The sequence below is a fragment of the Methylovulum sp. genome (assembly GCF_028687615.1).
Classification (GTDB): Bacteria; Pseudomonadota; Gammaproteobacteria; order Methylococcales; family Methylomonadaceae; genus Methylovulum.
The window spans coordinates 14,322-34,928 of sequence record NZ_JAQTZU010000010.1 but is presented as its reverse complement, the minus strand read 5'-3'; the positions used below and the strand labels follow the sequence as shown (position 1 = coordinate 34,928).

The following is a 20,607-nucleotide window of genomic DNA, read 5'->3' as shown; positions in this document are numbered from 1 at the left end:
GGGCAAGCACTTAGTAGTTAAATATTAACAACCGTATAAAAATAATTAAAATTGGTAATGAGCAATCAGTCTAATAATTTGGCCTTTGTTTTTCCTGGACAAGGCTCACAAACTGTGGGGATGTTGGCAAATTTGTCCGGGCATTATCCCTCTGTCAAACACACTTTTGCACGGGCGTCTGAGGTCTTGGGGCTTGATCTTTGGCGCATTGTCACCGAAAATTTTGACAATGAACTGGATCAAACCCATAACACCCAGCCTATCATGCTGGCTGCCGGATTTGCGGTCTGGGAAATTTGGTGCAAGCTGAGTCCGGTGCGTCCTGCTTGGATGGCGGGCCATAGTTTGGGGGAATACACGGCTTTGGTCTGTTCTGATGCCTTATCATTTGAAGATGCCATAGGCTTGGTCGCCCTTCGTGGCCGGTTAATGCAGGAAGCTGTACCGGAAGGCATGGGGGCAATGGCGGCCATCTTAGGGTTGAGCGACCAAGATGTTGTGGACGTGTGCGCCGACGTGGCAAACGATGAAGTGGTTGCCGCCGTAAATTTCAACACGCTTGGACAAGTGGTCATAGCAGGCCATGCGGCGGCTGTGGAAAGGGCGATGCTTGCCGCCAAAAACAAAGGCGCGAAACGTGTCTTACCGATACCCGTCAGCGTACCGTCCCATTGCGAATTAATGAAACCGGCAGCCGAAAAACTGAGCGGGTTTCTATTGGACGTGTCCATTGCCACACCTCAGGTAAAGTTGATCCACAATGTCGATGCCGAGTCGCACAGCGATCCCGTGGCGATAAAGCATATTTTGGTTGAGCAGTTATATAGGCCCGTGCGTTGGGTGGATACGGTTGAGACTATGGCTAAACAAGGTGTCGATTGTTTTGTCGAGTGCGGGCCGGGCAAGGTTTTGTTGGGGCTAAACAAGCGCATCGCGAAACATGCCGGACATTTCGCCCTATATGACCAGAAAACATTAGATGATCTATTGGAAGCCCAACAATCGGAGTTAAGCTATGACAACTAAGCAAATCGCATTGGTGACGGGTGCCAGCCGTGGTATTGGCAAGGCGATTGCCGAACGTTTGGCTACGGATGGTTTTTTTGTCGTGGGTACGGCAACGACCGATAACGGCGCAGAGTCCATTACGGCTTATCTGGGTGTATCAGGGAAAGGCATCAAGCTTAATGTTGCGGATGCAGCATCAATAGATGGATTGATCAAAACCGTCAACGACGAATTCGGTGTACCGACGGTATTGGTCAACAATGCCGGCATTACCCGCGATAATCTGCTGATGCGCATGAAAGACGAGGAGTGGGATGACATCATCACCACCAACCTGACTTCCGTGTTCCGCATGAGCAAAGCCGTGCTGCGCGGCATGATGAAAGAAAAATACGGGCGCATCATCAATATTTCCTCAGTAGTCGGGGCGACGGGCAATGCAGGGCAAGCCAATTATGCGGCGGCAAAAGCGGGCATGATCGGTTTTGGCAAGTCCCTGGCCAAGGAAGTCGGTTCGCGCAACATTACTGTCAACACCGTCGCCCCAGGTTTTATTGACACCGATATGACCAAAGAATTGAATGACGACATCAAAATCAAATTGTTGGCGGGCATTCCTTTGGGCCGATTAGGCAATGCCGATGAAATAGCCCATGCCGTGTCGTTTTTGGCATCATCAGGGGCGGCATACATTACTGGCGAAACTATCCATGTCAACGGCGGGATGTTTATGCCTTAAAATTGTGACATTATTGTAATATGAAAGTATAATTCCCCGACCGTCTGGAATTGCCGGGGACGGGATTTCTAGTAAAAATTAATAACAATACTTTTGTAAGCAAAATAGAAAAGCTTACATTGTTTGAGGATATAAATTATGAGTAACATTGAAGAACGAGTAAAAAAGATTGTTGCGGAGCAACTGGGTGTTAAGGAAGAAATTGCTACAGATGCTTCTTTTGTAGACGATCTTGGTGCTGATTCTCTGGATACAGTTGAACTCGTGATGGCTCTTGAAGAAGAATTCGAATGTGAAATTCCAGATGAAGATGCTGAAAAAATCACTACCGTCCAACAAGCCATTGATTATGTAGAAAAGCACGTTTGATGACCATCCAGTGGATGAACCCGTTTCATCCACTAACTTTCCCTCCTTCTAATTCCTTTCTTGATTTCTTACGGACATGACATTGAGCAAACGTCGAGTTGTAATAACTGGATTGGGTGCTGTCACCCCCTTAGCTAACACCGTTTCTGAAACTTGGGATGGTATTGTCAACGGTAAAAGCGGAATAACTCCGATTGATTCATTTGATATTTCGCCTTTTGCGACCACTTTCGGTGGCGTGATCAGAAATTTTGATGTCACCCAATACATAGCCGAAAAAGATGCTAAACGTATGGATGGCTTTATCCATTATGGGATTGCCGCCGGTTGCCAGGCGTTTGAAGATTCTGGGATTGAAGTGACTGAAGCCAATGCCGGACGTATTGGTGTTGCCATCGGTTCCGGTATCGGTGGCATTACTGGTATCGAAGAATGTTACGCGACTTATGACAAAAGCGGCCCCCGCCGTATTTCGCCGTTTTTTGTGCCTGGCAACATCATCAACATGATTTCCGGCAACCTTTCGATCAAGTATGGTTTGAAAGGGCCAAACTACGCTATCGTCACCGCTTGTGCCACGGGTACGCATAATATCGGTGATGCGGCGCGTCTGATCATGTACGGCGATGCCGATGTCATGGTGGCGGGTGGCGCAGAGCGTTGCACTTCTTCACCTACGGCAATGGGCGGGTTTGCTTCGGCTAAGGCGTTGTCACGCCGCAACGCTGATCCCCAATCCGCAAGCCGTCCTTGGGACAAAGACCGTGATGGTTTTGTGTTGAGTGATGGGGCAGGGGTGGTGGTCCTCGAAGAATTGGAACATGCCAAAGCCCGCGGTGCCACTATTTATGCCGAATTGATCGGTTTTGGCATGAGCGGTGACGCTTACCATATCACCACGCCATCGGAAGGTGGTGAAGGTGCGGCCCGTTGCATGAGGCTGGCATTACATGATGCCGGTTTAAATGCTGGCCAAGTTGATTATATCAACGCGCATGGCACGTCAACTCCCGCAGGTGATTTGGGCGAAACGATGGCGATGAAGGCGGCTCTTGGCGATCATGCTTATAAGGTTGCGGTCAGTTCAACCAAGTCCATGATAGGCCATTTGTTAGGTGCGGCAGGCGGTATTGAAGCGGTGTTGACGGCATTAAGCATTAGACATCAAATTGCCCCGCCAACGATCAACCTAGATAATCAAGACCCTGCGTGTGATCTTGATTATGTCCCGAACACCGCCAGAAACATGAAAATTGATGTGGCGATGTCCAACTCCTTCGGATTCGGCGGCACCAACGGGTCGTTGGTCTTTAAACGTTACGGATAGCTTGCCTTGCCTGCTCTACATGTATCTTGTCAACGGCATAGCCAGCACGACGATTGACGTAGCAGACCGTGGTTTCCAATACGGCGATGGTTTATTTGAAACCATAGAAATCTTCAACCGGCAAGCTGTTTTTTTGGAACAGCATTTACAACGCTTACAAACAGGTTGCGCCAGGCTTTATCTTCCTACACCCGATACCAAGCTACTTGTCTCTGAAATTAATAAAGTTTGTACTTTTGCCCCTGTAATGGGGCAAGCCGTTGTAAAACTCATCCTCACCCGAGGGGCGGGCGGCAGAGGCTACCGGCAGCCTGATATTATTGAGCCTACCCGCGTCATAAGCTTACATCCTTTCCCCGATTATCCCGATTCATACCCGCAACAGGGCGTCATTGCCCGTTTCTGCCATACCCGTTTGGGGTTAAATCCTGCTTTAGCGGGAATCAAGCATTTGAACCGCCTTGAACAGGTTTTGGCCAGGGCAGAATGGTCAGATCCCGGCATCCAAGAAGGGATTATGCTCGATATGAATGATCATGTGATTGAAGGCACGATGAGCAATATTTTTTATGTTAAAAATAATGTCTTATATACCGCACAATTGACGCAATCGGGGGTTGCCGGGGTTATGCGCCAGATTATCATTGGGCTTTGTACGCAAAACAAGCTGGCTGTGATCGAGCATCACTACACAAAAGCCGACATACTGTCGGCTGATGAAATCTTCTTTAGCAATTCCATTATGGGCATCTGGCCGGTCAGGCAAATTGAAGGCAGCCCTTTTTCAGTTGGGCCGATAAGCCGGCAAATTCAACAATGGTTGGCCCGATCTAAATTTGCGGGTGTTGGCGTTGCGGCATAAAGTGGCTGGTATTTTGGTTTTGCTTTTGGCTTGCCCGGTTTTTTGGGCATGGCTGGGGTATCAGGACGCACTGTACATGCCTGTAGTAACAGGCAATCCGGTCACGGTAGAAATTGCCAAAGGCGATTCTTTCGCGCGGATTACCGACAAATTGCTGGAACAACAACTGCCCCTTAATCCCGTGTGGTTTAAGTTACTGGCCTTGCAAGATGATGCGTTTAAACGGCTTAAAACCGGCGAATATGAATTGGCGCCGGGACTGACTATGCAAGGCATTTTAGCCTTGTTGATGTCAGGCAAGACTAAACAATACGCAATCACTTTTCCAGAAGGTTGGAATTACCAACAGATAAGGCAAGAAATTGAAAAAAACCCCCACCTTGACCATACGCTTAAAGAAGGCGATGCCGTTTCATTAATGGCTAAGTTGGGTGCACAAATTCCACATCCCGAAGGCGCGTTTTTCCCGGACACTTACTTTTTTGAAAAACACACGACTGATTTCGCTTTGCTGCAAAGGGCCTACGTGAAAATGCAGACTATAATTGATCAGGAATGGGCTAAAAAAGCCGAAAACCTACCTTATAAAAATGTCTACGAAGCGTTAATTATGGCTTCTATTGTCGAAAAAGAAACCGCCGCCAAACCGGAGCGAAGCCAGATTGCCGGCGTGTTTGTCCGCCGCCTGCAACAAGGGATGCGCCTGCAAACCGATCCGACCGTCATTTACGGGATAGGCGAAGCCTATCAAGGCAATATCACCTACAAAGACTTAAGGGCACTGACACCTTACAATACCTATGTGATTGCTGGCCTGCCACCCACCCCTATTGCCATGCCAGGGCGGGAAGCCATTAACGCCGCCTTACATCCCGATAACTCCGATAATCTTTATTTTGTTGCGCGTGGTGATGGCACCCATGTCTTTTCTGCAAGCTTAAAAGCCCATAATCTGGCGGTGGACAATTACCAGAGGAAGAAACATGATACGCGGTAAATTTATAACTCTGGAAGGTGTCGAGGGTGTCGGTAAAACCACCAATCTAGCGTTTATCAAAGATTATTTAGAAAAACATCATATTCCGGTTGTTGTCACCCGTGAACCGGGCGGGACGTTCCTTGCCGAAAAAATACGCCAATTATTACTGGATGCCGGTAGTGAAACCGTGACTGAACAGGCCGAATTGCTGATGATGTTTGCAGCCAGGGCACAGCACATCAAACATGTGATAGAACCAGCATTGGCACAAGGCAACTGGGTGCTGAGCGACCGTTTCACCGATGCGACCTATGCGTACCAGGGTGGCGGGCGAAATATGAAAGCAAGTACCATTGAGTGGCTGGAAAATTTTGTCCAAGGCACTTTACGGCCGGATTTAACCTTGTTGTTGGATGCGCCAGTTGAAATTGGTATGGCGCGGGTCAGAAAACGTGTTGTGGTTGACCGTTTTGAAGCGGAAAAAACCAGCTTTTTTGAACGGGTCAGACGGGCCTATTTATTACAGATGGAACTGCATCCACAGCGCATCAAACTGATTAAAGCCAACCAGCCGCTGGTGGAAGTGCAACAGGCCATAACGGAAAATTTGCGGATTTTGTTGCGATGACCCTGCTACCGTGGCAACAACAAAATTGGACGCATCTGCAAAACTATGTCGTCCAGCAACGCATACCCCAGGCATTGTTGATTACGGGAAAAAAAGGCTATGGTAAACAACAGCTCGCCAAACAATTTGCCAATGCTTTGCTGTGCAACCATCCCCAACGTGATGGCCTGGCCTGCGGAGCCTGTGCTAGTTGCCTGCTGTTTACCGCCCAAACCCATCCTGATTTCATTGCCTTGCAGCCGGAGGAAGCCGGAAAAGGGATTGCCATAGAACAAGTCCGCACCTTGATCACGCGCATCAGCTTAAAGCCGCAGTACGATAAATACCGTGTCGTCATTGTTAATCCCGCCGATGCCATGAACACCAGAGCGGCGAATGCGTTTTTAAAATGCTTGGAAGAGCCGGCTGAGCGGACGGTGATTCTGCTGATCACCGACAAACCCGCCAAACTGCCAGCGACTATTGTCAGCCGTTGCCAAAAATTGGCGATTGCGGCAGCGGGCATAAATATTCTAAGTGCTTGGTTAAGGGAGCAAAAGCCAGGATTATCATCAGCAGATTTGCCGATTTTGTTGGCATTGGCGCAATACGCCCCGTTATTGGCATTAGAATATGCCCATCAAGATACGCTGAAACAACGTAATGATTGTTTCAAGGAATGGTTAGCCATAGCCAAACAACAAACGCATCCGGTTGTCGTTGCTGAAAATTGGCAGGCCCTGTCTGCATCACAATTGCTTTTCTGGATCAGCTCATGGGTGATGGATTTAATAAAGTGCGTTTATCATGCTTCGACCGATAGCTTGTTCAATCCTGATTTGATTAAACCCCTGCAAGCTTTGGCACAGGGCATGGCATTAAAAAAACTTTATGGCTTATATGATTTGTTGCTCAGCAGCCGGCAACGCTTGGACACCACCATCAACAAACAGATTCTTTTTGAAGAAATCTTAATTTATTGGTCACAGCTTAACCAGAGTAAGTAAACATGGCAGATTCCACTTCAAACACCACAACGCCAAGATCTGGCATATTGACGCTGTCAATCAAAGACAAAAAATCGCTGTATTCCGCTTATATGCCTTTCTTAATTAATGGCGGTTTGTTCATACCGACCAACCGTCCCTATAAAATGGGACAGGAAGTGTTTATGTTGCTAAACCTAATGGATGAAACCGAAAAAATACCCGTACAGGGTAAAGTGGTCTGGAAAACCCCCGCAGGATCGCAAAGCTACCGTTCATCAGGCATAGGTGTCCAATTTACCGAAGCTGGCGGTGGTGTGGCGCGGACTAAAATAGAAGCTTATTTGGCAGGGGCTTTGGGTTCTGAACGACAGACCCACACTATGTAGGCGGGGTAGAATGTGTGGGGCTTGTCGATACGGGATGCCGAGGTTACCAAAGCCGGTATTTTGCTAAGTACTGGTGCAAAAGTTTTCAGGAATTTTTTTAAATCAATCAGGAGTGCAAACCTAGGTTTGCACTCCTAAATACTGCCTGAAAACCTATGCTTAATACTCAAGCCGCTCGGAAGGCCGGAATAATCGGCGATTTATCAAGCAATTAGTGCCAATGGCAAAGATTTTTTGCGTATTTTCAACGGTCCCTTACCTATAAGGACTTGATTTGCTAACGATCTCATCAAAAGGTGAACTCCGTCCCGAACAACAGCATGCGGTCAGGTGCTGGGTGCGGTATTATGAATTTATTATTTTTATCTTTAAGGCGGGGGGGAATGTGCCGTTTACCTCAAAGCCCAGTTTTAGGAATTGAACATGATAGAAATTGATACAAAAGACCTGGAAATAGGTATGTTTGTTGCTCATTTAGATAGGTCGTGGTTAGAAACATCATTTATGTTTCAAGGCTTTCGTATTGAGAACGACAAACAAATCGAGGAGCTTCGACGTTTTTGCAAAACGGTCAAGATTGATGAGGAACAGAGCGTCCAAACCCTGTCGTTTACAGCGTTCAAATCCTCTGGCGAAAAAGACGACAGCCACGCTACAACGGAACATGCCCGCCATGATGCCGCACACGGCGTTAAAAAAAGCTTTGTGGAAGACTTGGCGATAGCGTCTGAAACCTATGAACATGCCACGGTTTCGTTGAACAAAGTGCTGAATAATTTCCGCCTCAATAACTATATCGCCATGCCGGAGATAAAATCCTGCGTACAAGACGTGGTAAGCAGCGTCATGCGTAACCATAACACATTGGTATTATTGAGCAATCTGCGTTCAAACCGGAAAGACACCGTTGCCCATAGCATTAATAGCTGTATTTTTAGCTCTTTGTTTGGCCGTTATTTGGGCTTGAGCCATGAACAATTGACGCAATTGAGTATTGCGGCATTACTGCATGATGTTGGCGAAGCAAAAGTCCCCAAGGCAATTTTGGACAAATGCAATCATGGCTTGACTGGCGAAGAAAAAATATTGATGGAACTGCACCCTCAATATGGTGCGGAGATGTTGGGTAAAATTCCGGAAATTTCCGCCGAAGTCATCGAGATTACCTACTCCCATCATGAAAAGGTCGATGGCACAGGTTATCCGCGTGGTCTAAAAGGCTCCGAAATCAGTTTGTTGTCGAAAATAATCGCAATTGTTGATAGCTATGAAAAAATCAGCAACAGTGCCGATCCAAATGCACAAATATCGTGCTCCGACGCCCTTAAGTCCATTTATGCGATGCGTGATACCGTGTTGGATGCCGAACTGGTCGAAAGCTTTATCAAATGTCTGGGCATCTATCCTGTCGGTAGCATTGTACATCTTAACAATGGCAGTACTGGCATTGTAATCGGGGTCAAATCCGATAAACATTTATTGCCCACAGTCATGGTTATCCGCGACAACACGGGTGAAATCCGGCATCCGCCACAAATCATCAACCTTGACCGTTTTCGTGATCACGAAGGCAAGCCATTGTTATTTATTAATAAAGTAATTCAGCCGCACACGGTGGACATTGATCTTGGCGAATATATTGTCAAAGAATTGGGCGTAAAAACGGCTTCTGCTACCAAGTTGCTTTGACAAAATTGAGCGTGATAAAAGAGCAACTAAGCATTCCGCGACTCTTCTAGCCCCATAAAAAATCAGGTGGTGCTTAAGCCGGCTGTTGCTATTAAAGCCATCCTTCCGGCACATTGCAGCCGTTAGTCCCCGCAGCGAAATTCAGTTTCCAAGGATGTGAAGAGTTTTTAGATATTTCATCCTAGCCACTACCAATAATCCTAGAAAATACCTTTCCTTAAAAACTTAGGTTATGCCATGCTGATTGACTCCCATTGCCATCTCGACCGTATCGACCTTAAGCCCTACCAAAACGACTTTAGCTGTTTTATGCAGCAAGTCCAAAACAGCAATATCGAGCATTTATTGTGCATTGCCATAGATTTGGAAGCCTATCCCGCCATGTTGGCGATGGTGGCGGATTACCCGCAAATCTCGGTCAGCGTCGGTGTGCATCCCAATGAGCATGAAGGCCGCGACCCTAGTGCCGATGAACTGATTGCTTTGGGGCAGAACGAAAAAGTGATTGCCATCGGCGAAACCGGCTTGGATTATTTCCGTAGCGACGGGGATTTAACCTGGCAACATAACCGCTTTAGAAACCACATCGCCGCCGCAAAAACGTTGAAAAAACCGTTGATCATCCACACCCGCGAAGCCGGGCAAGACACTTTGAAAATTCTCGCGGAAGAAGGCGCAGATGAAGTCGGCGGCATCATCCACTGCTTCACCGAAAATTGGGGATTCGCCCAAAAAGCGATGGACTTGAATTTCTACATTTCTTTTTCCGGCATCGTCACGTTTAACAATGCCACAGAAATCAAAGAAGTCGCCAAAAAAGTCCCCGCCGACCGTTTCCTGATCGAAACCGATTCCCCTTATCTGGCTCCCGTACCGTTCCGGGGCAAAACCAATTATCCGCTATATGTCCGCCATGTCGCCGAACATATTGCGCAGTTGCGCGGGGCTACGTTTGAGGAGATAGCCGGGTTGTCCACGCGGAATTTTTATACGTTGTTTAATTTTGTGTAAAACCGATTCAGTCAGAAACCTATAATTTTGCAATCGCCCCTTATCTGAAATGCCCATAGAAAGGGATTGCCGCCGTTGACCTCCCAAATGAATAGAATTGCCAAGGATGGCAACCTTTGCATATGTCTTTGTACCTAACTCGCAAGACGCACTCCGTAGGGTGCAATAGGCGATAGCCGTATTGCACCGCATGTTGGTCTTCAACCATCTGGCGCATTACGCTACCGCTAATGCGCCCTACGTGCTACGTGCTGCGTTACCTTCCTTACAACCACTTATTCAATCACATCCTTAGCCTGCAAATCCGCATGGTAAGAAGACCTAACCAGCGGTGCACTAGCCACTTGTTTAAAGCCTAATTCCTTAGCAACCCTGCCATAATCGGCAAACTCTTCCGGCGTGACATAGCGTTGTACGGGCAAATGGGCTTTGCTGGGTTGTAGGTATTGCCCCAAAGTCAGCATAGCGCAACCATGTGCCCGTAAATCTTTCATCACGGCTATCACTTCGTCGGTTTCCTCGCCCAAACCCATCATCAAGCCGGATTTGGTCGGGATATGCGGCAACGCTTCATGATGTTGGCGCAATAAATCCAAAGAGCCTTGGTAATCCGAACCAGGACGCGCTTGTTTGTAGATGCGGGGCACGGTTTCCAGGTTGTGGTTGAACACGTCGCAAGGTTGTTGCACCAAGATATTGATGGCTTTTTCTACCCGTCCACGAAAATCGGGGACTAGGATTTCGATTTTGGTGGATGGTGTCAAGGCGCGGATTTGGCTGATGCACTCGGCGAAATGCCCCGCGCCACCGTCGCGCAAATCATCGCGGTCTACGGAGGTGATGACGACATATTTCAACGCCATTGCGGCTATCGCATCAGCTAAGTGTTGCGGTTCGTTGGCATCCAAGGGCAGCGGTTTACCGTGGGCGACATCGCAGAACGGGCAGCGGCGGGTGCATAAATCACCCATGATCATGAAGGTTGCCGTGCCGTGCTGGAAGCATTCTGCCAAATTCGGGCAGGCGGCTTCTTCGCAGACGGTGTGCAGTTTATGTTCGCGCAGCAATTGCTTGACGCGGGTGATTTCTTCGTTAGCGGTGACTTTGATGCGTATCCAATCGGGTTTGCGCAACGCCGTTTCCGGTTGCTCGACTTTAATCGGGATACGCGCCAGTTTTTCCGCGCTACGTTGGTGGGATTCGGGGGTGGCGCGTGAGGGGGCTTGATAATTCATGACGGTAAGGCTGCGGTGATGTGTTCAATAACTAGGGCGGCTAAATCATTGGTGTCAATGGCGGCACCCAAATCGGCCAGTTGGGTCATTTGCAAACCGGAGTAGCCGCACGGGTTGATGTGCGAAAACGGGCGCAAATCCATAGAGTTGTTCAGACTTAAGCCATGATAACTGCAATGGTTTTTAATACGCAAACCAATCGAGCCGATTTTTTTGCCTTGCACATACACGCCGGGCGCGTCGGCTTTGGCTAATGCGGTGATGCCGACATCCGCCAAGGTGACGATCATGGCGTTTTCCAGTAGGCTGACTAGCTCACGGATATTGATTTGCAAACGTTTAATGTCCAGCAAGGTGTAAATCACTAACTGCCCTGGGCCGTGGTAAGTCACTTGTCCGCCCCTATCGCTGTGCACGACGGGAATATCGGTCATAGCCAGCAAATGCTCGCGCTTGCCGCTTAAGCCTAGGGTGTAGACGGGCGGGTGTTCGACTATCCAAAGTTCATCCGGCGTATCGGCGCTGCGTTGCACGGTGAACTCTTGCATGGCTTGCCAGGTGTCGGCGTAGGCTTGTTGGTTGAGATAGCGTAGGGTAGGAGGCATTAGTTGGCGTTACAGATGGTTTGCACGGTGAAAATCGCCGGGATGGCTTAGGCAATGTACGGACTGTCCCTGTACTATCGGTGAGTTAGGAGAAAATTACTTGATGGCGGCAAGTTCTCTAACTCTGTTTCGGTCGTTTCATCTTTTAAATTCACTCCCGACAGTTGCAATTTTTCTGCTTCGGCGATTAAAAATAGCAGTTTTTTTAATGCTTGGGCATAACTTAAGCCATTGTGATGGATATTGGAAATGCAATTGCGGTCGGCATCGGTGCTAAGGCCGGATTTAGCTTGATAGGTAAAATAAATGCCCATGCTATCCGGCGAGCTTAGGCCAGGGCGTTCGCCGATCAAAACAAGGCACAACCGCGCCGCGAAAGCTTCGGCAATGGCATCGCCCACGGCGACACGCCCGTGTTTGATTAGGCAAACGGGCGGGATTTGGTAGTTGTTGTTTTGCAGTTCCGGCAGCAATAAGTTTAAAAATGGCTCGGCATGATGGGCGATGGCGGTGGATGACAAACCATCGGCAACCACCACAACGGCATCGGCGGGTGATAGTGCGTGGTTTTTTAAGCGTTCTTGCGAAGAGGGGCTTAACAATCTCCCCAAATCAGGCCGTTGCAAATACAGGCGTTGGTTTTCCGCTTGGCTTTGTAAAGTTAAAGAGCCAATGCCGTTTGCCGCCAAGCGTCCGGCAAGTTCGGTAAAATCCAGCGGGATATTCACCGCATCCCGCGCCAAGGCATGGGCGAGTTGGAAGTCCAAACAGGCACGGGTCGGCAAACTTATTCCCGCCCGGCCTAAGGCAATACGCGCGGCGGTGAATTGGCTTAGGGTTTGCCAAGGGTCTGGGGTGATTTGCTGTGGGTTGCTCATGGCTGGTTGGGAGTAGAAATTGTCAGTGTTGAAATGGAGTCCAAAAACAGGTTTTTGGACTCCATTCGCTCGTTCCCAAGCTCCGGCTTCAATGCCATTAAGTTAAGGAATTATTTTTAAAATCAATTTGTTGAGAAATCTGTAAAACACCTTTTGTAGGGTGCAATAGGCGATAGCCGTATTGCACCGCATGTTGGATTTCAAGCATCCGGCGCATTACGCTATCGCTAATGCGCCCTACAATATACTTATATTATTGAAATTAAAGGTAAAAATACTTAACTTAATGACAGTGAAGCTCCAGTTTGGGAACGCAGTATGGGAAGCTCTTGCTTCCTATCGTTTTATGCCTTGCGGGTAAGCAGGAGCTTGGTAAGTAGCATAATCTTAAGAACCATTCGTAGGCAAAATGCCCACACCACCAAACAGCGCAGGAATTCCTTGCCGCATCAATTGGTTATCACCATTAAAAATTTGATGTTGTTGCAACCATTGCTCAAATTCAGGCGCGGGTCGCAAGCCTAAAATTTGCCGCACATACAGCGCATCATGGAACGAGGTCGATTGGTAATTCAGCATCACATCATCCGCGCCTGGCACACCCATGATGAACGTGCCGCCCGCCACGGCAAATTGCGTCAGCAACATATCCATATCATCTTGATCCGCTTCGGCGTGGTTGGTGTAACAGACATCGCAGCCCATCGGCAGGCCGAGCAATTTGCCGCAAAAATGGTCTTCCAATCCGGCGCGGATGATTTGCTTGCCATCGTACAGGTATTCGGGGCCGATAAAACCGACCACGGTGTTGACCAGCAACGGTTTAAATTGCCGCGCCACCGAGTATGCCCGCGCCTCGCAAGTTTGCTGGTCCAAACCTTCGTGGGCGTTGGCGGATAAGGCGCTGCCTTGTCCGGTTTCAAAATATAGGCAGTTGTCGCCGACTGTGCCTCTGTTTAGACTTAAGGCCATTTCGTGGGCTTCCTGTAACATCGCCAAATTGATACCGAAACTATCATTTGCTTTTTGGGTTCCGGCGATGGATTGAAACACCAAATCCACGGGCGCACCTTGTGCCATCGCTTTCATCGTGGTGGTGACATGCGCCAACACACAGGCTTGGGTGGGGATTTGGTAACGCTCGATGACATCGTTAAGCAGGTGCAACAAGCGCGTCGTGGCTTCGAGGTTGTCGGTGGCGGGATTGATGCCGATCACTGCATCGCCGCAGCCATAGAGCAAACCGTCCAAGATACTGGCGGCGATACCGGCGGGATTGTCGGTGGGGTGGTTGGGTTGTAGGCGGGTGGACAAACGGTTCGCCAAACCTATCGTGCCACGGAAACGCGTGACCACGCGGCATTTTTTCGCCACCAAAATCAAATCTTGGATTCGCATGATTTTCGACACGGCGGCGACCATCTCCGGTGTCAGGCCAGCGGCGATTTTTGTCAACGTTGCCGTATCAGCCTGTTCGGATAACAACCAGTTGCGGAAATCGCCGACGGTCAAATGGCTGATGGGCGCAAACGCTTGTCTGTCATGCCCGTCGATAATCAGCCGCGTCACTTCGTCGCTTTCGTAAGGCACTAAGGCTTCGGTCAAAAATTGTTTCAGCGGCACATCCGCCAACACCCACTGCGCCGCCACCCGCTCCAAATGGTTCACCGCCGCCACACCCGCCAGACAATCGCCGGAACGCGCAGGGCTGGCTTTCGCCATTAGCTTGCGTAGGGTTTTGAAATCGTAGGATTGCTGGGCTAGGTGGGTTTTGTACATGGTGGTTAGCTAAAAGCCACTCGTTGTGTTTGATTTAGATTCAATAATCCCGCCACCCAAACACACCTCGCCGTCATAAAACACCACCGATTGCCCAGGCGTAATCGCCCGTTGCGGTTCATCAAACACGGCTTTGCAGCGTCCGTCTGGCAATGGCTCAAGATAACAAGCTTGGTCAGCTTGGCGGTAACGGGTTTTGGCGGTGCAACGTAGCGGTTCAAGCAAGGGTTTGCCGCTACACCAATCCAATTGCCCTGCTTCCAGGCTGTTGTGCAGCATCAGCGGATGGTCATGGCCTTGGCCGACGATCAGCACATTGTTCTCTAAGTCTTTTTCCAACACATACCACGGCTCATCCGGCGCATCTTTGACTCCGCCTATCCCTAAGCCTTGCCGCTGCCCAAAGGTGTAGTACATCAAGCCGTGATGTTTACCGATATACTGGCCTTCAGGAGTACGCATTTCGCCGGGTTGGGTGGGCAAGTAGCGTTGCAGGAATTCTTTAAATTTGCGCTCACCGATGAAGCAAATGCCGGTGCTGTCTTTTTTCTTGTGGTTGTCGAAACCGGCTTTTTTTGCCAAGGCGCGGATTTCCGGTTTGTGCAAATGCCCGATGGGGAACAGGGTTTTCGATAAGGCTTTTTGTCCCATTGCGTAGAGGAAATAGCTTTGTTCCTTGTTCGGGTCTAAGCCTTTTAGCAATTGGAATGTGCCGTCGCGCTCGGCGACACGGGCGTAGTGTCCGGTGGCGATGGTGTCTGCGCCCAAGTCTTCAATCGCGTAATTTAAAAACGCTTTAAATTTAACGTGTTTGTTACACAAAATATCCGGGTTGGGCGTGCGTCCAGCGGCGAATTCGGACAGGAACACTTCAAACACTTCATCCCAATATTCGGCGGCGAAGTTGACGGTTTTTAATGGTATGCCGAGCTTGTCGCAGACTTGCTGTGCATCCGCCAAATCCTGCATGGCGGTGCAGTATTCGGTGCCATCGTCTTCTTCCCAGTTTTTCATGAACAAGCCGCTGACCTTATGGCCTTGTTCCAGCAACAGCAGGGCGGTGACGGAGGAATCGACGCCACCGGACATGCCGACGATACTATTTTTACTCATGATCCAAATCGAGAAATGATTTTAATAAAGCCAAGGGGTAACGCTCGCCTTGCAGGTATTCGTCTACGCCGATCAGCACCAAAGGGCTGCGCATCCGATGTTGCTGTGCGGCGATTTCGTCACGGGTTAGCCAATGGGTGCCGACGATGCCGGTATCGAGTGGCTGGTGCGGGTTATGGCTATGGCAGGAACCCGCGAAACAAACCCTGATGAAGGTCGTGGTGTGAGGGTTTTTACGCCAAAGCTGGATGGAGACTATCGCTTCCGGTTCAAATTGCCAGGCGGTTTCTTCCCGCACTTCCCGCTTGACGGCAGTGATCAAGTCTTCGTTTTCTTCAAAATGTCCGGCCGGCTGGTTAAATTGCAGGCCATTGGCGGTTTCTTCTTCAACCAGCAAAAAGCGTTGGTCTTGTTCGATAATTGCGGCGACGGTAACGTTGGGTTTCCAAACCATCAATAGTCTCCAAGCATGAATTAAATGAAGTATTTTACTCGATTTAGTGACAGGATATTGATAAAGCTTGCCGATTGTCCACACAACTTACCCTCGTCAGGGCAGTCATGATAATTTGTTGTGTAGACAAGCTTGAAATACTCTACACTTAGCATTATGTTAATACCCGTAAAGTTATTTTTTTGGTTGCCATGTCCGATTTTAATCCATTCCAAGATAACGATGATGACTTGGTTGTTCAGGAAACCAAGCCCAAGTTACAAATACCACCTTTATACAAAGTCATTTTGTTGAACGATGACTTTACACCGATGGATTTTGTCGTGGAAGTGTTGATGGATTTTTTTGGTATGTCCGAGGAATTGGCGACCCAGGTGATGTTGCAGATACATACGCAAGGGGTTGGGGTTTGTGGGACGTACACAAAGGATGTTGCCGAAACGAAAGTCACTATAGTCAATGAATATTCGCGCGAACACCAACATCCGTTGCTGTGTTCGATGGAAGTCGTGTAAGGAGCATCTATGTTAAGCAAAGAACTTGAAATTACCTTAAATACCGCGTTTAAAAATGCCCATGATAAACGCCATGAATTTATCACGGTTGAGCATTTATTGCTGGGCCTACTCGATAATGCGTCCGCAGAAACCATTATGAATGCCTGTGGTTGCAACATCCCTTTGTTGCGTAGCCAATTGACCAAGTTTATTGACGAAACGATGTCCCTGATTCCGCCCGGTATCCAGCGCGATACCCAGCCGACGCTAGGCTTCCAGCGCGTTTTGCAACGTGCGGTTTTTCATGTCCAAGCTTCAGATAAAAAAGAAGTGACTGGAGCCAACCTGTTCGTCGCCTTGTTTAGCGAACAAGATTCCCATGCGGTGTATTTGCTGAACAAGCAGGACATATCGCGGTTGGATGTCGTCAATTACCTTTCGCACGGCATTTCTAAAATCGAACAGGGCAACCCAGGCAACCACGAGCAAAGTTCAGATAATGGCAATTCCGAGACCGAATCAGGCAGCCCGCTGGATAGATATGCCACCAATCTCAATGAAGAAGCGTTGAAAGGCCGGATCGACCCGTTGATTGGACGCGAGATGGAAATTGAACGCACGATACAAACCTTATGCCGCCGCCGGAAAAACAATCCCTTGTTGGTAGGCGAGGCCGGTGTTGGCAAAACCGCCATAGCCGAAGGTTTGGCAAAAAAAATCGTCGAAGAAGATGTGCCCGATGTGTTGCTGAAAAGCGTGATTTACTCGCTCGATTTGGGCGCGTTGGTGGCGGGTACCAAGTATCGGGGCGATTTTGAAAAACGTCTGAAAGCGTTAATGAACCAACTGAAAAAAGAACCTAACTCCATTCTTTTCATTGATGAAATCCATACCATCATCGGTGCAGGTTCGGCATCCGGCGGGGTGATGGATGCGTCCAATTTAATTAAACCCGCTTTGGCTTCCGGTCATTTACGCTGCATCGGTTCGACCACGTATCAGGAATACCGTGGCGTGTTTGAGAAAGACCATGCCCTTGCCCGCCGTTTCCAAAAGGTGGATATTTTGGAACCGTCAGTTGCCGACACCATTTTGATTTTGAAAGGGCTTAAGTCGCGTTTTGAAGAGCATCATGATGTCAAATACTCGCCCGATGCCCTGCGTTTGGCGGCGGAATTGTCCGACCGTTACATCACTGACCGGCATTTACCAGACAAAGCCATAGATGTGATTGACGAGGCGGGTGCGAAACAACGCATGACGGCTGAATCCGAACGCAAGCAGTTGATAGATGCGTCCGAAATTGAAGAAATCGTTTCCAAAATTGCCCGGGTGCCCGCCAAATCAGTTTCCTCCAATGATGTGGACAAACTCGCCAATTTGGAGAAAAACCTCAAAATGCTGGTGTTTGGTCAGGACGAAGCGATTTCTGCACTGGCATCGGCGATCAAATTGTCACGCGCCGGTCTTCGGGACGCCCAAAAAACTATCGGCTCATTTTTGTTCGCTGGCCCGACGGGGGTTGGCAAAACGGAAGTTACACGGCAATTGGCAAAAGTGCTGGGCGTCGAATTGATCCGTCTGGACATGTCGGAATATATGGAACGGCATACCGTATCCCGGTTGATAGGTGCGCCTCCTGGCTATATTGGCTTTGACCAAGGTGGCTTGTTGACCGAGCAAATCAACAAGCATCCCCATGCGGTGCTGTTGTTGGATGAGTTGGAAAAGGCGCATCCTGATGTGTTCAATTTGTTGTTGCAAGTGATGGATCATGGCACCTTGACGGACAACAACGGGCGTAAGGCGGATTTCCGCAACATCATCATGATCATGACCACGAATGCGGGCGCAGAAGAAGGTAGCCGTGCGTCGATTGGTTTTACCCATCAAGACCATGCCAGCGACAGCATGAAGGTCATAGAAAAAAGTTTTTCACCGGAATTCCGCAACCGTTTGGACGCAGTTATCCAATTCAAACCGCTGGACATTTCCATAGTCGGGCATGTGGTTGACAAATTTATCTTTGAACTGGAAGCTTTGTTGGCGGATAAGCAAGTCACGCTGACCCTGGAGGCGGAGGCGCGTTTATGGTTGGCGGAGCATGGTTGTGATCCCAAAATGGGGGCGAGGCCGATGGCGCGCTTGATACAAGAGAAAATTAAAAAACCCCTGGCGAATGATTTGTTGTTTGGCAAACTGGCAAACGGCGGGCATGTCACTATTTACATGGAAAACAACGAACTGGGTTTTGCCATAGAAGGCAAGGAATTGGTCGTTTCGGAAGACAGTTAAGCGGCATGGGGATGATTGCGCTGATCCCTGGCGGGATTAGCGCATACGGAAGGAGATTCGGCCTTTGGTCAAATCATAAGGGGTCATTTCAACTTTGACACTATCACCAGTCAGGATACGGATATAGTGTTTACGCATTTTGCCGGAAATATGCGCCGTGACGATATGGCCGTTTTCCAGTTGCACACGAAACATGGTATTAGGAAGCGTGTCGATGACTTTGCCTTCCATTTCAATTTGATCTTCTTTAGCCATTTATATTACCTCGATATTTAAAAGCCCCCACTATAACATAAGCCCGTGTTTAACAACAGAAGTGCGTGGCTCGAAATGTTTTTTTTGGCTTTAAAGAACCATCTCAGTCCATTGTTTGTTAAGCAATAATTGCATCGGCTGGTAATTGCTTTTATAAGCCATTTTTTTACACGCCTGTATCCAAAAGCCTAAATACAAAAATTCCCGACTAGATTGTTTGGCTTGTTCTATTTGCCACAAAACCGCATAAACGCCGAGGCTGTAATCAGAAAACGACGGTTCAAAAAAGGTGTAAACCGCTGACCACGCGTCAGCAAACTGATCGACAACGGCGATACCTGCTAATTGGTTGTTGATCGACAGTTCTACAAATCGGGTGTCGCACCAAGAACTGCCCAAAAAACCAATATAATCATCAGGGCTGGAATGCGCCATGTCACCGTCCGTATGACGGCTGGCTTGGTAACGCAAGTACATTTCATAATGCGCTTGTTCAAAGATTGCCGGTTTCACTTGCACTTGGGTGGCGTGGTTTTTTCCCCAACACCGTTTTTGGCTTCTGTTAGGTTTAAACTTGACCACGTCCAATCTGATCGGGACACAGGCGGTACAGTGCCGGCAATACGGTTTGTAAACTTCGTCGCCGCTACGTCGGAAACCTTGTGCCAGAAGCTGTCCATACAAATCGGCAGTCATGGCGTAGGATGGGTGTATGAATACTGACCGGGCAATTTCATTTTCCAGATAACTGCAAGGATGTTCCTGGGTCACAAATAAAGGGATATTTTTCATAAAGGCCGCCAAGCCAAGGGGCTGGCGGGCAAATCACAATAGTGGTCAAGCCATTGCACAAAATCATCACGCGGAATTTCTTCTGCGCCTAAGCTGACCAAATGTTGCGAATGCACCTGGCAGTCTATTAACCGATAATCCCAGGATTTAAGCTGCCCGACTAAGGCGGCAAAGGCAATTTTAGACGCGTCGGTTTGGGTGTGGAACATGGATTCACCAAAAAAGACCTGGCCTAATGCGATTCCGTAAAGCCCGCCGACCAACTTTCCATCGAGCCAGGTTTCCGCAGAATGGGCAATTCCTAAACGGAATAATTCAGCATAAGCCTGTTTGATGTCTTTGGTTATCCATGTCCCTGATTGCCCTGGCCTGGGTTGGGCGCAACCGTTGATGACTTCATCGAAAGCTTGGTCGAGGGTCACCGAAAAAATATGTTGCCGTTGCGTTTTGCGTAAACTCCGTGAAATCAGCAATTTTTCGGGAAACAACACCAAGCGTGGATCTGGCGACCACCATAAAATCGGCTCACCTGGGTTATACCAAGGGAAAATACCTTGCCGATAGGCATTGACCAAGCGTTTTTTCGACAGGCAACCGCCGATTGCCAACAAACCATCCGGTTCTTTCAACGCTTTTGTGACCGACGGAAAGGCTTGCTCAGGATTTTTCGGATTTAGGATAGTCAGTTTCATCTATCTGCCATGCCAATCTACCCCTGTGACAAACGCCGATAATGTT

At 48.6% G+C, this 20,607-nt stretch carries 22 protein-coding genes; 13 read left to right on the top strand and 9 right to left on the bottom strand.

Annotated elements, in window-relative coordinates:
• Positions 1–57: 57 nt before the first annotated feature.
• The 11 genes from fabD (at position 58) to PHH59_RS07750 (ending at position 9,966) form a co-directional block, all read left to right on the top strand.
• The gene (fabD, locus tag PHH59_RS07800) at positions 58–1,026 is read left to right on the top strand and encodes an ACP S-malonyltransferase (protein ID WP_300013776.1); all 969 of its coding nucleotides are present in this window, start codon (positions 58–60) and stop codon (positions 1,024–1,026) included.
• Positions 1,016–1,747, top strand: coding sequence for a 3-oxoacyl-ACP reductase FabG (gene fabG / locus PHH59_RS07795; protein WP_300013773.1), 732 nt, complete (start codon positions 1,016–1,018; stop codon positions 1,745–1,747). Before fabD ends, fabG begins: the two co-directional genes overlap by 11 nt.
• Positions 1,748–1,885: 138 nt before the next feature.
• Positions 1,886–2,116, top strand: a complete 231-nt coding sequence (acpP, locus tag PHH59_RS07790; RefSeq protein WP_300013770.1) for an acyl carrier protein — start codon at positions 1,886–1,888, stop codon at positions 2,114–2,116.
• Between the two features lie 82 nt (positions 2,117–2,198).
• Complete coding sequence (gene fabF, locus PHH59_RS07785; protein ID WP_300013767.1) at positions 2,199–3,443, top strand: beta-ketoacyl-ACP synthase II; 1,245 nt, start codon at positions 2,199–2,201, stop codon at positions 3,441–3,443.
• Between the two features lie 19 nt (positions 3,444–3,462).
• Positions 3,463–4,305: an aminodeoxychorismate lyase gene (gene pabC / locus PHH59_RS07780; RefSeq protein ID WP_300013764.1), complete on the top strand. Its 843-nt coding sequence runs from the start codon at positions 3,463–3,465 to the stop codon at positions 4,303–4,305.
• Positions 4,295–5,302, top strand: coding sequence for an endolytic transglycosylase MltG (mltG, locus tag PHH59_RS07775; RefSeq protein ID WP_300013761.1), 1,008 nt, complete (start codon positions 4,295–4,297; stop codon positions 5,300–5,302). The genes pabC and mltG overlap by 11 nt, the downstream gene beginning before the upstream one ends.
• The gene (tmk, locus tag PHH59_RS07770; RefSeq protein ID WP_300013758.1) at positions 5,289–5,912 is read left to right on the top strand and encodes a dTMP kinase; all 624 of its coding nucleotides are present in this window, start codon (positions 5,289–5,291) and stop codon (positions 5,910–5,912) included. Before mltG ends, tmk begins: the two co-directional genes overlap by 14 nt.
• The gene (locus PHH59_RS07765; RefSeq protein ID WP_300013754.1) at positions 5,909–6,898 is read left to right on the top strand and encodes a DNA polymerase III subunit delta'; all 990 of its coding nucleotides are present in this window, start codon (positions 5,909–5,911) and stop codon (positions 6,896–6,898) included. Before tmk ends, PHH59_RS07765 begins: the two co-directional genes overlap by 4 nt.
• Positions 6,899–6,900: 2 nt before the next feature.
• Positions 6,901–7,266, top strand: a complete 366-nt coding sequence (locus PHH59_RS07760; protein ID WP_300013751.1) for a PilZ domain-containing protein — start codon at positions 6,901–6,903, stop codon at positions 7,264–7,266.
• Positions 7,267–7,689: 423 nt separating this feature from the next.
• Positions 7,690–8,955, top strand: a complete 1,266-nt coding sequence (locus tag PHH59_RS07755) for an HD-GYP domain-containing protein (RefSeq protein ID WP_300013748.1) — start codon at positions 7,690–7,692, stop codon at positions 8,953–8,955.
• A 237-nt stretch (positions 8,956–9,192) separates the two neighbouring features.
• A complete protein-coding gene (locus PHH59_RS07750; protein ID WP_300013716.1) occupies positions 9,193–9,966 on the top strand; it encodes a TatD family hydrolase in 774 nt (257 codons plus the stop codon).
• A 275-nt stretch (positions 9,967–10,241) separates the two neighbouring features.
• On the opposite strand, the gene lipA is transcribed toward PHH59_RS07750, so the two are convergent.
• The 6 genes from lipA to PHH59_RS07720 all read right to left on the bottom strand — a co-directional run bounded on the left by lipA (position 10,242) and on the right by PHH59_RS07720 (position 16,030).
• Positions 10,242–11,201 carry a lipoyl synthase gene (lipA, locus tag PHH59_RS07745; RefSeq protein ID WP_300013713.1) on the bottom strand — a complete coding sequence of 320 codons (960 nt, stop codon included), beginning with the start codon at positions 11,199–11,201 and terminating at the stop codon, positions 10,242–10,244.
• Positions 11,198–11,806: a lipoyl(octanoyl) transferase LipB gene (gene lipB / locus PHH59_RS07740; protein ID WP_300013710.1), complete on the bottom strand. Its 609-nt coding sequence runs from the start codon at positions 11,804–11,806 to the stop codon at positions 11,198–11,200. The genes lipA and lipB overlap by 4 nt, the downstream gene beginning before the upstream one ends.
• 74 nt (positions 11,807–11,880) lie before the next feature.
• Entirely contained in the window at positions 11,881–12,684 is an 804-nt protein-coding gene (gene eutC / locus PHH59_RS07735; protein WP_300013707.1) for an ethanolamine ammonia-lyase subunit EutC, read from the bottom strand.
• A gap of 387 nt (positions 12,685–13,071) precedes the next feature.
• Positions 13,072–14,463, bottom strand: coding sequence for an ethanolamine ammonia-lyase subunit EutB (locus tag PHH59_RS07730; RefSeq protein WP_300013704.1), 1,392 nt, complete (start codon positions 14,461–14,463; stop codon positions 13,072–13,074).
• A gap of 9 nt (positions 14,464–14,472) precedes the next feature.
• Positions 14,473–15,576, bottom strand: a complete 1,104-nt coding sequence (gene mnmA / locus PHH59_RS07725; RefSeq protein WP_300013701.1) for a tRNA 2-thiouridine(34) synthase MnmA — start codon at positions 15,574–15,576, stop codon at positions 14,473–14,475.
• A complete protein-coding gene (locus PHH59_RS07720; RefSeq protein ID WP_300013698.1) occupies positions 15,569–16,030 on the bottom strand; it encodes an NUDIX hydrolase in 462 nt (153 codons plus the stop codon). The genes mnmA and PHH59_RS07720 overlap by 8 nt, the downstream gene beginning before the upstream one ends.
• Before the next feature lie 191 nt (positions 16,031–16,221).
• Between PHH59_RS07720 and clpS the strand changes: the two genes are divergently transcribed.
• Positions 16,222–16,545 carry an ATP-dependent Clp protease adapter ClpS gene (gene clpS / locus PHH59_RS07715; RefSeq protein ID WP_300013695.1) on the top strand — a complete coding sequence of 108 codons (324 nt, stop codon included), beginning with the start codon at positions 16,222–16,224 and terminating at the stop codon, positions 16,543–16,545.
• Between the two features lie 9 nt (positions 16,546–16,554).
• A complete protein-coding gene (gene clpA, locus PHH59_RS07710; RefSeq protein ID WP_300013692.1) occupies positions 16,555–18,822 on the top strand; it encodes an ATP-dependent Clp protease ATP-binding subunit ClpA in 2,268 nt (755 codons plus the stop codon).
• Positions 18,823–18,858: 36 nt separating this feature from the next.
• On the opposite strand, the gene infA is transcribed toward clpA, so the two are convergent.
• The 3 genes from infA to aat form a co-directional block, all read right to left on the bottom strand.
• The gene (gene infA, locus PHH59_RS07705) at positions 18,859–19,077 is read right to left on the bottom strand and encodes a translation initiation factor IF-1 (protein ID WP_023494599.1); all 219 of its coding nucleotides are present in this window, start codon (positions 19,075–19,077) and stop codon (positions 18,859–18,861) included.
• 90 nt (positions 19,078–19,167) lie between these two features.
• Positions 19,168–19,869, bottom strand: a complete 702-nt coding sequence (locus tag PHH59_RS07700) for an arginyltransferase (protein ID WP_300013682.1) — start codon at positions 19,867–19,869, stop codon at positions 19,168–19,170.
• A complete protein-coding gene (gene aat, locus PHH59_RS07695) occupies positions 19,866–20,561 on the bottom strand; it encodes a leucyl/phenylalanyl-tRNA--protein transferase (protein ID WP_300013679.1) in 696 nt (231 codons plus the stop codon). Before aat ends, PHH59_RS07700 begins: the two co-directional genes overlap by 4 nt.
• Positions 20,562–20,607: the final 46 nt, after the last annotated feature.